The sequence below is a fragment of the Streptomyces sp. NPDC026500 genome (assembly GCF_055567635.1).
In genome coordinates, this window is the sequence record NZ_JBVHQB010000008.1 from 232,317 (window position 1) to 243,110 (window position 10,794).

The following is a 10,794-nucleotide window of genomic DNA, read 5'->3' on the forward strand; positions in this document are numbered from 1 at the left end:
CGTCGAGGACCCCGGCCTCCCCCGCGCCGGCCGGTGCTCCGATGGCCTGCGCCCCGGTGGTCTGCGCGGCGACGAGGCCGCCCGCGGCCAGGAGCACCGCGAGGCCGGCCCGCACGAGCCGGTTCGTGAGCCGGTTCGAGCGGCGGGGGGACGGGTCGGGGCCGACGGGTGCGGCGGGGAGTGCGCGGTTCGGGTGCTGCACGGTGGGTGCGTCCTCTCGGTGAGGGAGGACGGACCCGCGCCACGGTCGAAGCTCCGCCCTGGCATGGGGTGTTGAAGGCGCACGCCGCGAAACGGCGGGGGTCCGTCTCGGTGGTTGCGGTGGCAACTGTCCGCCCCGGACCCGGTCCGTACATCGGCAGAATCACCGGTCTTGGGCCCACCGCGCGCCGTCGTCCCTGTCGCCCCGCACCGAACCCGCGCGGAAAAGTCCAACAGCGGACAGCCCTTCGCCACGGACACGGCTCCCCACGGAACACGGCCCGCACCCGGCAGCGGGAAGCTGCCCGGGGCGGGCCGTGAACGGTCGTGCGGGATCGTCAGCGGACGGGATGCCCCGCTCCTCGCAGGGTCTCCTTGACCTCGCTGATCCGCAGGTCACCGAAGTGGAAGACGGACGCGGCCAGCACCGCGTCGGCGCCCGCCTCGATGGCCGGCGGGAAGTGGTCGAGCCGGCCCGCACCGCCGCTGGCGATCAGCGGGACGGTGACGTGCTTGCGTACGGCCTCGATCATCTCGATGTCGTAGCCGTCCTTCGTGCCGTCCGCGTCCATCGAGTTGAGCAGGATCTCGCCCGCGCCCAGCTCGGCGGCCCGATGGGCCCACTCGACGGCGTCGATGCCGGTGCCCTTGCGGCCGCCGTGGGTGGTCACCTCGAAGGAACCGTCCTCGGTCCTGCGCGCGTCCACCGACAGCACGAGCACCTGCCGCCCGAACCGCTCCGCGATTTCCCGGATGAGGTCCGGCCGGGCGATGGCGGCCGTGTTGACGCCGACCTTGTCGGCGCCGGCCCGCAGCAGTTTGTCGACGTCCTCGGCGGTGCGGACACCGCCACCGACCGTCAGCGGGATGAAGACCTGCTCGGCCGTGCGCCGCACCACGTCGTACGTGGTCTCACGGTTGCCCGAGGACGCGGTGATGTCCAGGAACGTGAGCTCGTCGGCGCCCTCGGCGTCGTACACCTTGGCCATCTCGACGGGGTCGCCCGCGTCGCGCAGGTTCTGGAAGTTGACGCCCTTGACGACCCGGCCGTTGTCCACGTCCAGGCAGGGGATCACTCGAACCGCCAGGGTCATGACTGCGCTTCTCCCTGCTCCGTGCGGCCTTCGCCGGACTGTTCCGTGTGGTTCTCGCTCGCGCGGAACGCCTCCACCTCGACCTCGACCACCAGACGCGAGTCCACCAGACCCGCGACAATGATCATGGTTGCGGCGGGGCGGAGTGCGTCGAACAGCAGCTTGTGGGCGCGGCCGACGGCCTCCACGTCCCGGGCATGGGTGATGTACATACGCGTACGGACGACGTCGTCGCGGCCGAGGCCGAGCTGCTCCAGCGCCGCGAACGCGGCGCCGAAGGAGTTGAGCGCCTGCTCGTACGGGTCGCCTTCGGCGATCTGGCCGTCGATCACGGAGGTGCAGCCGGACACCAGCACCAGGCCGTTCGGCAGTTCCACCGCGCGGGAGTACCCGAAGGTGTCCTCCCAGGGCGCGCCGGTCGCAACGCGGCGTACGGCGCTCACCGGGCTACCGCCGCCAGGGCCTCTTCGAGGGTGAACGCCTTCGCGTACAGGGCCTTGCCGACGATGGAGCCCTCGACGCCGAGCGGCAGGAGTTCGGCGATGGCGCGCAGGTCGTCCAGCGACGACACCCCGCCGGAGGCGACCACCGGGCGGTCGGTCGCCGCGCACACGGTGCGCAGCAGCTCCAGGTTCGGGCCCTGGAGGGTGCCGTCCTTGGCGATGTCCGTCACCACATAGCGGGCGCAGCCCTCGGAGTTGAGGCGCTCCAGCGTCTCGTAGAGGTCGCCGCCGTCGCGGGTCCAGCCGCGGCCGCGCAGGGTCGTGCCGCGCACGTCGAGGCCGACCGCGATCTTGTCGCCGTGCTCGGCGATGACCTTGGCGACCCACTCGGGGGTCTCCAGGGCGGCGGTGCCGAGGTTGACCCGGGTGCAGCCGGTCGCGAGGGCGGCCGCCAGGGAGGCGTCGTCGCGGATGCCGCCGGACAGCTCGACCTTGATGTCCATCGCCCGGGTGACCTCGGAGATCAGGTCCCGGTTGTCGCCGGTGCCGAACGCGGCGTCCAGGTCGACGAGGTGCAGCCACTCCGCCCCGGCGCTCTGCCAGGCCAGGGCGGCCTCCAGGGGGGAGCCGTAGGAGGTCTCGGTCCCGGACTCGCCGTGCACGAGACGGACGGCCTGGCCGTCGCGGACGTCGACGGCGGGGAGGAGTTCGAGCTTGCTCACAGTGTTCCGATCCAGTTGGTGAGGAGCTGGGCTCCGGCGTCGCCGGACTTCTCGGGGTGGAACTGGGTGGCCCACAGGGGGCCGTTCTCGACGGCCGCCACGAAGGGTTCGCCGTGCGTGGACCAGGTCACCAGGGGGGCGCGCAGCAACGGGTTGCCGACTTCCAGGGACCAGTCGTGGACGGCGTAGGAGTGGACGAAGTAGAAGCGCGTGTCGGCGTCGAGGCCCGCGAAGGCCTGCGAGCCGGCCGGGGTCTCGACGGTGTTCCAGCCCATGTGGGGCACGATGTCGGCCTGCAGCGGCCCGACCGTGCCCGGCCACTCGTCGAGGCCCTCGGTCTCCACGCCGTGCTCGATGCCGCGCGAGAAGAGGATCTGCATGCCGACGCAGATGCCCATGACGGGGCGGCCGCCGGACAGCCGACGGCCGATGATCCAGTCGCCGCGCGCTTCCTTGAGGCCCTTCATGCAGGCGGCGAAGGCGCCGACGCCCGGCACCAGCAGGCCGTCCGCGTTCATCGCGGTGTCGAAGTCGCGTGTTATCTCGACCTCGGCGCCCGTGCGGGCGAGGGCGCGCTCGGCCGACCGTACGTTTCCGAAGCCGTAGTCGAACACGACGACCTTTTTGGGTGCGCTCAACTCCAGACCTCCAGCCTCATGACGCCCGCGACGAGACACATCGCGGCGCCTATCGAGAGCAGCACGACCAGGCTCTTCGGCATGTCCTGCTTGACGAAGGAGTAGATCCCTCCGAGGAGGAAGAGGCCGACAACGATCAGGATGCTCGACAGGCCTGTCACAGCGCGCCCTTCGTGGAGGGGAGGATTCCGGCGGCGCGGGGGTCGCGCTCGGAGGCGTAACGCAGGGCACGGGCGAGCGCCTTGAACTGGCACTCCACGATGTGGTGCGCGTTGCGTCCGTAGGGTACGTGCACGTGCAGTGCGATCTGGGCCTGGGCGACGAAGGACTCCAGGATGTGCCGGGTCATCGTCGTGTCGTACTCGCCGATCATCGGCGCCATCTTCTCGGGCTCGGTGTGCACGAGGTAGGGGCGGCCGGACAGGTCGACGGTCACCTGGGCGAGCGACTCGTCCAGCGGGACCGTGCAGTTGCCGAAGCGGTAGATCCCCACCTTGTCGCCGAGCGCCTGCTTGAAGGCGGCGCCCAGCGCGAGGGCGGTGTCCTCGATGGTGTGGTGCGAGTCGATGTGCAGGTCGCCCTCGGTCTTCACGGTCAGGTCGAACAGACCGTGCCGGCCGAGCTGGTCGAGCATGTGGTCGTAGAAGCCGACGCCCGTGGCCACGTCGACCTTGCCGGAGCCGTCGAGATCGATCTCGACGAGGACCGACGTCTCCTTCGTCACCCGCTCCACGCGTCCTACGCGGTTCATGCGCTCTGCTCCTTCGGGGGTGCGGGGGTGTTGCCCGCAGAGCCCAGTAGTTCACGTACCGCGTCGAGGAACGCGTCGTTTTCCTTCGGGGTTCCGGCGGAGACCCGCAGCCACCCCGGTACGCCGTTGTCCCGGACCAGGACACCCTGGTCGAGGATCTTCCGCCAGGCGGCGTGGGCGTCGGCGAACCGTCCGAACTGCACGAAGTTCGCGTCCGACTCGGTCACCTCGCAGCCCATCGCGCGCAGTTCGGTGACCAGCCGGTCCCGCTCGGCCTTGAGCTGCTCCACGTATCCGAGCAGGGTGTCGGTGTGTTCCAGGGCGGCCAGCGCGGTCGCCTGCGTGATGGCCGACAGGTGGTACGGCAGCCGTACGAGCTGGACGGCGTCCACCACCGCCGGGTCGGCGGCGAGGTAGCCGAGGCGCAGTCCCGCCGCGCCGAAGGCCTTCGACATCGTCCGGGAGACGACGAGATTCGGCCGTCCTTCGAGCAGCGGTAGCAGCGAGTCGCCGTGGCTGAACTCGATGTACGCCTCGTCGATCACGACCATCGACGGCTTCGCGGCCTGCGCGGCCTCGTAGAGCGCGAGGACCGTCTCGGGCGGGACCGCGTTGCCCGTGGGGTTGTTGGGGGTGGTGATGAAGACGACGTCCGGCCGGTTCTCGGCGACGGCCCGCTCGGCGGCGGCGACGTCGATGGTGAAGTCCTCGTTGCGGGGACCCGAGATCCAGGCGGTGCCCGTGCCGCGTGCGATGAGCGCGTGCATCGAGTACGACGGCTCGAAGCCGATCGCGGTGCGGCCGGGTCCGCCGAAGGTCTGGAGCAGTTGCTGGATGACCTCGTTGGAGCCGTTGGCGGCCCAGACGTTCCCGGCGGTGACCGGGTGCTTGCCGGTCTTCGTCAGATAGGCGGCCAGCTCGGTGCGCAGCTCGACCGCGTCCCGGTCGGGATAGCGGTTGAGTCCCCGGGCGGCCTCGCGGACCCGCTCGGCGATCCGCTCGACGAGCGGCTCGGGCAGCGGGTAGGGGTTCTCGTTGGTGTTCAGGCGTACGGGAACGTCGAGCTGGGGTGCGCCGTAAGGAGTCTTGCCGCGCAGTTCGTCCCGTACGGGGAGATCGTCGATGCCAGTCACTTGCCCTCGGGTACCTTCCAACCGAACCTTGCCTTGATCGCCGCGCCGTGCGCGGGCAGGTCCTCCGCCTCCGCCAGTGTCACCACGTGATGGGCGACGTCGGCGAGCGCGTCCTTCGTGTAGTCGACGATGTGGATGCCGCGAAGGAAGGACTGGACGGACAGGCCCGAGGAGTGGCAGGCGCAGCCGCCGGTGGGCAGGACGTGGTTGGAGCCCGCCGCATAGTCGCCGAGCGAGACCGGGGCCCAGGGGCCGACGAAGATCGCTCCGGCGTTCCTGACCCGGTCGGCGACCGCGGCCGCGTCCGCGGTCTGGATCTCCAGGTGCTCGGCGCCGTACGCGTCGACGACCCGCAGTCCCTCGTCGATGCCGTCGACGAGGACGATCGCGGACTGCCTGCCGTTCAGGGCGGGGACGATCCGGTCGTCGATGTGCTTGGTGGCCGCGACCTGCGGCTCCAGCTCCTTCTCCACGGCGTCCGCGAGGGCCGGCGAATCGGTGACCAGGACGGCGGCGGCGAGGGGGTCGTGCTCGGCCTGGCTGATCAGGTCGGCGGCGACGTGCACCGGGTCGGCGGTGTCGTCGGCGAGGACCGCGATCTCGGTCGGGCCGGCCTCGGCGTCGATGCCGATCCGGCCGGTGAAGTAGCGCTTGGCGGCGGCGACCCAGATGTTGCCCGGACCCGTGACCATCGGGGCCGAGGCGCAGGACTCGGTGCCGTACGCGAACATCGCGACGGCCTGGGCGCCTCCGGCCGCGTACACCTCGTCGATGCCGAGCAGTGCGCAGGCGGCGAGGATCGTGGGGTGCGGAAGGCCGCCGAACTCCTTCTGCGGCGGGGACGCCAGCGCCATGGACGGGACGCCGGCCTCCTGCGCCGGGACGGCGTTCATGATCACGGACGACGGGTAGACGGAGCGGCCGCCGGGCGCGTAGAGCCCCACCCGCTGGACCGGCACCCACTTCTCGGTGACCGAGCCGCCGGGCACGACCTGGGTGGTGTGCGTCGTCCGGCGCTGCTCGCGGTGGACGAGACGGGCGCGCCGGATGGACTCCTCCAGGGCCGCTCGCACGGCGGGGTCGAGCTGCTCCAGGGCCTCGGCGATGGCCCGGGCCGGAACGCGGACGGACTCCAGCCGCACTCCGTCGAACTTCTCCGCGTAGTCGATCAGCGCCGCGTCGCCCCGATGATGCACGGCCTCGCAGATCGGTCGCACCTTCTCCAGGGCGGCCGAGACGTCGAAGTCGGCTCGGGGCAGCAGGTCGCGCAGGGCGGGGCCCTCAGGGAGGGTGTCGCCGCGCAGATCGATTCGGGCCATCCGGAAATGTTGCAGCACGGGCTCAATTCTCTCAGACGGCGCCGAGGCGCCGGACGCCCGTATCAATGGCTGATACAAGCCACCTTCGGTTCAACGGAAGATCCTCGTCACCAGTAGCGTTCGGGCCGTCACTGAGCGGGCATTGCACGAACGTACGAAACCCGTGAGTAGCTGGGGAGGAAGGGACGTGACGTGACCGAGGGTGCCGGCCTCCGCACCGGGGACCTGCCGGACGAACTGACCGCCACCGAGGCCGGGATGTGGCAGGCCTTCCGCAACGGCAGCGTGTACGACCTGCGCAGCGGGGACACGACCGTCGACGATCCGCACGGCGGCCACCCCTGGGGACCCGAGCGCAGTGTCCGGGCCCGGATAGTCGCCTGGCTGCTGCTCGACGGCCCGCCCGCCCTCCAGGGCCGGGTCGCCTCCCTGAAGCTGACCGGAGTGCGGATCACCGATGTGCTCGACCTCGCGGGCGGCACGGTGGTGCCGTACGTGGAGCTGAAGGGCTGCCGGTTCGAGAAGGAGGTCCTGCTGCCGGAATCCCGGTTCACGACCGTGCGGCTGGTGAACTGCGCGGTGCCGCGGCTGGAGGCGGCCCGGCTGCACACCGAGGGCGATCTGCACCTGCCGCGCTGCCACTTCCACAACGGGGTACGGCTGACCGACGCGCACATCGGCACGGATCTGCTGCTCAACCAGGCCGTGGTCTACCGGGACCGGCGCGGGCGTTCGATCACCGGCGACGGCATGACCGTCGGGCAGGACCTCCAGGCCGAGATGCTGGAGTCGCACGGCGAGCTGAGCCTGCGCGGCGCCACCGTCGGCGTGTCGCTGAGTCTGCGCGGCAGCAGGCTCAGCAACCCGTACACCCGGCTCGCGCTCAACGCCCCCCAGCTGACCGTCAACCGCACGCTGTACATGACCCCCGCGGGCCTCGGCAATCCGCTGATGACCAGCGGCACCACACCGGCGCGCGGCACGCTGGTGCAGCGGTTCGAGTGCCAGGGCGGCATCCGCCTGGACGACGGGCGGTTCGGTGACGCGATCGACTTTGACCGGGCCCGCTTCACCTTCGACGACGACCAGGGGCTGTCGCTGCTCCGGGTCCAGACACCCGAGCTGCGCTTCCTCGGCGAGCGGCCCGAGCGCGGCACGGTCGTGCTGTCCGGCGCGCGGATCGTCAACCTGGTCGACCGGGCGTCCAGTTGGCCGGGGCCGGGCAGCCTGCACATGGGCGGCTTCGCGTACGAGAACCTGGTCCCGCAGGGGGCCTTCCCGCTGACCCGGCGTCTGGAGTGGGTGGCGGCGGCGACCGCCGAGTACGCCCCGGAGCCGTACGAGCGCCTCGCCACCGTGCTGCGCAACTCCGGTGAGGACGAGGACGCCCGCGAGGTGCTGCTCGCCAAGCAGCGCCGCCGCCGCGAGACCCTGCCGCTGGCCGCCAAGCTCTGGGGGTACGCGCAGGACTGGACGGTCGCCTACGGGTACCGGCCCGGCCGGGCCGCCCTGTGGATGGCGGTGCTGTGGGCGACGACGTCGGTCGCGTTCGCGCACGCCGGCCATCAGCCGGTCAACCGCGACGGGCACCCCCCGTGGAACGCCTCTCTCTACGCCCTGGATCTGCTGCTGCCGGTCATCGATCTGGGCCAGGCCGGCTCCTGGCAGCTGCGCGGCGGCTGGCAGTGGCTGGCTGCGGTGGTGATCCTCTTCGGCTGGATCCTGGCGACGACGGTGGCCGCGGGGGCCACCCGGCTGCTGCGCCGCGGCTGACGCGGGGACCCGGCGGACGCCGGTACGCGAGCGCCGTCACGGGGGCACGGACGCGCCGGACGCCAGGGCAAGGGCGAGGGCGTCGTCGCGGGGAGCGCCGTCGGCCGAGGGCGCCGACCGTGGGCGCCGGCCGCCCGGGGCCCGGGAGTCGTCCGGGCCGTCCAGTCGTCCCGCGTACGGCCCCTCGCACGGTCGCTGTCGTCGCACACCGGATGCACACGACCCTTTTACTCGTCCTTGACCCCATACCGCACAACCAATCGGCATTTACGAAAGCGTCACCGCATACCTCTGGCACAGCTCCGACCTGCGGTTTTCAATGGTCGACACCATGGCACTGCTGCGCGCACTCCTCCGTACGGCCCGGATGGCACGGAACACCTCACGCCTCGCCGCCGGACTGCCGGCCGACGAGGAGGTGCTGCTCGACGCCCCCGACCACCGGCTGGGCCCGGCACTCGTCGCGGCGGCCCGGGGCGAGTACGTCCCCGCGGCCAAGCTGCTGGCCACCACCCGCGAGTCCGCCGAGTGGGAGAACCGCGACCGGTACGCCACGCGCCTCGCCGCCTTCGCGCGTTCCCGCGACGAGTGGCTCAGGGAGTGGCGGGCCGCCGACCCGCACGACCCGGACGCCCTCCTCGTCAAGGCCGAACTGGCGGTCCGCCGCGGCTGGGAGTCGCCCGCACGGGTGGAACTGCTGCGCGAGGTCGGCCCGCTGATCATGTCCGCCGCCGAGGGTGATCCGCGCGATCCGGTGCCGTGGCGGATCGCGCTCGACCACGCCCGCGGCACCAACGTCGGGCACACCGAGTTCGAGCAGCTGTGGACGGAGGCCGTCCGGCGCTCCCCGCACCACTACGGCTGCCACGTGGCCGCTCTCCAGTACCTCTCGGCCGCCTGGTACGGCTCGCACCGCGAGTGCTTCGACTTCGCCGAGCCGGCCGCGCAGGACGCGCTGCCGGGCTCCCTGGTCCAGGCGCTGCCGGTGCGCGCGGCCTTCGCCTATCTGACCGAGGGCGGCGGCCCCGACGTGCCGCGCGAGCGCCTGGACGCCGCGGCGGACCTCGCGATCTCGGTCTCCGCGGCCTACGCGGCCGCCGATCCGTGGCCCGCCGAGGTGCGCAACCTGCTGACGTACGTCCTGGTCCGGCTGGAGCGCTGGCAGGACGCCCTGGAGCAGCTGCGTCTCATCGGCCCGTACGTCACCTCGTTCCCCTGGGACCGGGTCTCGGAGGACCCGCTCGACCAGTTCCTGGAACTGCGCGACGGCGTCCGTCTGGAGGTCGCCTCGGGGCCTCCGCTGCGGGATCCCGTCCTCGATCGGCATCCAGGGGGTGGGCACGGCGGACGCGCCCGCTCCGTCGACCATTAGGCTTTCGCGTCGTGACCACCGTCCGGCTCCCGCTCTTCCCCCTGAACTCGGTGTTGTTCCCCGGGCTCGTGCTTCCTCTGAACGTGTTCGAGGAGCGCTATCGCGCCATGATGCGCGATCTGCTCAAGACGCCCGAGGACGAACCACGCCGATTCGCCGTCGTCGCCATCCGCGACGGCCATGAGGTCTCGCCCAGCGCGCCCGGCATGCCGGACGGAACCGCCGTGCCCGAGCGCGGGCCCGCCGCCGGCTTCGGCGACGATCCGCTCAAGGCCTTCCACGAGGTGGGCTGCATCGCGGACGCGGCGACCGTCCGTGAGCGCGCCGACGGCAGCTTCGAGGTGCTGGCGACCGGCACGACACGGGTCCGGCTGCTGTCCGTGGACGCCTCCGGCGCGTTCCTGACGGCCGAGCTGGAGGAACTCCCCGAGGACCCGGGCGACGAGGCCGGAGCGCTCGCCGAGGGCGTCCTGCGTGCCTTCCGCCAGTACCAGAAGCGGCTGGCCGGAGCGCGGGAGCGTTCACTGTCGACCGGCGCGGACCTGCCGGACGAACCGGCGGTCGTCTCCTATCTCGTCGCGGCCGCCGTGATGCTGGACGTCCCGGCCAGACAGCGGCTGCTGCAGGCCTCCGACACGGCGTCCCGGCTGCGCGAGGAGCTGAAAGTGCTGCGCGCGGAGACGGCCATCATCCGTAATCTGCCGTCGTTGCCCGCGTCGGACCTGACGCGCGGCCCGACGAGCCTGAACTGACGCTTGCGAGAAGGTCGATGGCCAAGAAGGCGAAGAAGCAGCAGTCCGGCGGCACCCCGGCGACGGTGGCGCTGACGGAGGCGGGCGTCCCGTACACCGTCCACGCCTACGAGCACGACCCGTCCCATCCGTCCTACGGCGAGGAGGCGGCCGAGGCGATGGGCGTCTCGCCGGAGCGGGTCTTCAAGACCCTGGTGGCGGACGTGGACGGCGCGCTCGTGGTCGCGGTCGTCCCGGTGGCGGGCTCCCTGGACCTCAAGGCCCTCGCCACGGCGGTGGGCGGCAAGCGGGCCGCGATGGCCGACCCGGCGGCCGCCGAGCGGACGACGGGGTACGTCCGCGGTGGCATCTCGCCCCTCGGCCAGCGCAGGAAGCTGCGCACCGTGCTGGATTCCTCGGCCTCCGGGCACACCACGATCTGCGTCTCGGCGGGCCGCCGCGGCCTGGAGGTCGAACTCTCCCCCGCCGACCTGGCAGAGCTCACGGACGCGGTGTCCGCGCCCGTCGGGCGGACGTAGCCCTTCGCCGCCGGCACCCGTCGTGGCGTCCGGGCCCCCTCGCCGTCCACGCACGTCGGGGCGGGCGCAGCCGCTCGC

12 protein-coding genes are annotated in these 10,794 nt (G+C 71.9%); 4 read left to right on the forward strand and 8 right to left on the reverse strand.

The genetic code is table 11. From position 1 onward, the window contains the following. Nucleotides 1–539: 539 nt before the first annotated feature. The 8 genes from hisF to hisD are packed head-to-tail and all read right to left on the reverse strand — an operon-like array spanning nt 540 to nt 6,301. Nucleotides 540–1,295 carry an imidazole glycerol phosphate synthase subunit HisF gene (gene hisF, locus ACZ4N5_RS17135; RefSeq protein WP_467757880.1) on the reverse strand — a complete coding sequence of 252 codons (756 nt, stop codon included), beginning with the start codon at nt 1,293–1,295 and terminating at the stop codon, nt 540–542. Beyond that, nucleotides 1,292–1,738: a RidA family protein gene (locus tag ACZ4N5_RS17140; protein WP_261708147.1), complete on the reverse strand. Its 447-nt coding sequence runs from the start codon at nt 1,736–1,738 to the stop codon at nt 1,292–1,294. The genes hisF and ACZ4N5_RS17140 overlap by 4 nt, the downstream gene beginning before the upstream one ends. Then, a complete protein-coding gene (gene priA, locus ACZ4N5_RS17145; protein WP_467757881.1) occupies nt 1,735–2,460 on the reverse strand; it encodes a bifunctional 1-(5-phosphoribosyl)-5-((5-phosphoribosylamino)methylideneamino)imidazole-4-carboxamide isomerase/phosphoribosylanthranilate isomerase PriA in 726 nt (241 codons plus the stop codon). The genes ACZ4N5_RS17140 and priA overlap by 4 nt, the downstream gene beginning before the upstream one ends. Beyond that, nucleotides 2,457–3,104, reverse strand: coding sequence for an imidazole glycerol phosphate synthase subunit HisH (gene hisH, locus ACZ4N5_RS17150; RefSeq protein ID WP_467757988.1), 648 nt, complete (start codon nt 3,102–3,104; stop codon nt 2,457–2,459). Before hisH ends, priA begins: the two co-directional genes overlap by 4 nt. After that, nucleotides 3,095–3,259: a hypothetical protein gene (locus ACZ4N5_RS17155; protein ID WP_261708150.1), complete on the reverse strand. Its 165-nt coding sequence runs from the start codon at nt 3,257–3,259 to the stop codon at nt 3,095–3,097. The genes hisH and ACZ4N5_RS17155 overlap by 10 nt, the downstream gene beginning before the upstream one ends. Beyond that, nucleotides 3,256–3,849, reverse strand: a complete 594-nt coding sequence (gene hisB, locus ACZ4N5_RS17160) for an imidazoleglycerol-phosphate dehydratase HisB (RefSeq protein ID WP_266757720.1) — start codon at nt 3,847–3,849, stop codon at nt 3,256–3,258. The genes ACZ4N5_RS17155 and hisB overlap by 4 nt, the downstream gene beginning before the upstream one ends. Continuing rightward, nucleotides 3,846–4,982: a histidinol-phosphate transaminase gene (locus ACZ4N5_RS17165; protein ID WP_467757882.1), complete on the reverse strand. Its 1,137-nt coding sequence runs from the start codon at nt 4,980–4,982 to the stop codon at nt 3,846–3,848. Before ACZ4N5_RS17165 ends, hisB begins: the two co-directional genes overlap by 4 nt. Next, nucleotides 4,979–6,301 carry a histidinol dehydrogenase gene (gene hisD, locus ACZ4N5_RS17170; protein WP_467757883.1) on the reverse strand — a complete coding sequence of 441 codons (1,323 nt, stop codon included), beginning with the start codon at nt 6,299–6,301 and terminating at the stop codon, nt 4,979–4,981. The genes ACZ4N5_RS17165 and hisD overlap by 4 nt, the downstream gene beginning before the upstream one ends. A 192-nt stretch (nt 6,302–6,493) precedes the next feature. On the opposite strand from hisD, the gene ACZ4N5_RS17175 reads away from it, so the two are divergent. The 4 genes from ACZ4N5_RS17175 (at nt 6,494) to ybaK (ending at nt 10,716) form a co-directional block, all read left to right on the forward strand. Further along, the gene (locus ACZ4N5_RS17175) at nt 6,494–8,074 is read left to right on the forward strand and encodes an oxidoreductase (protein WP_467757884.1); all 1,581 of its coding nucleotides are present in this window, start codon (nt 6,494–6,496) and stop codon (nt 8,072–8,074) included. A 331-nt stretch (nt 8,075–8,405) separates the two neighbouring features. After that, entirely contained in the window at nt 8,406–9,446 is a 1,041-nt protein-coding gene (locus ACZ4N5_RS17180; protein WP_467757885.1) for a hypothetical protein, read from the forward strand. Between the two features lie 11 nt (nt 9,447–9,457). Then, nucleotides 9,458–10,198 carry an LON peptidase substrate-binding domain-containing protein gene (locus ACZ4N5_RS17185; protein ID WP_261709814.1) on the forward strand — a complete coding sequence of 247 codons (741 nt, stop codon included), beginning with the start codon at nt 9,458–9,460 and terminating at the stop codon, nt 10,196–10,198. Between the two features lie 17 nt (nt 10,199–10,215). Continuing rightward, nucleotides 10,216–10,716, forward strand: coding sequence for a Cys-tRNA(Pro) deacylase (gene ybaK / locus ACZ4N5_RS17190; RefSeq protein WP_467757886.1), 501 nt, complete (start codon nt 10,216–10,218; stop codon nt 10,714–10,716). The last annotated feature ends 78 nt before the right edge of the window (nt 10,717–10,794 follow it).

What these genes read in the sequence shown, in the direction of transcription:
- hisB (WP_266757720.1), bottom strand. Translation starts at nt 3,849, where the DNA reads ATGAACCGCGTAGGACGCGTGGAGCGGGTGACGAAGGAGACGTCGGTC.
- hisF (WP_467757880.1), bottom strand. Translation starts at nt 1,295, where the DNA reads ATGACCCTGGCGGTTCGAGTGATCCCCTGCCTGGACGTGGACAACGGC.
- ybaK (WP_467757886.1), top strand. Translation starts at nt 10,216, where the DNA reads ATGGCCAAGAAGGCGAAGAAGCAGCAGTCCGGCGGCACCCCGGCGACG.
- hisD (WP_467757883.1), bottom strand. Translation starts at nt 6,301, where the DNA reads ATGGCCCGAATCGATCTGCGCGGCGACACCCTCCCTGAGGGCCCCGCC.
- ACZ4N5_RS17180 (WP_467757885.1), top strand. Translation starts at nt 8,406, where the DNA reads ATGGCACTGCTGCGCGCACTCCTCCGTACGGCCCGGATGGCACGGAAC.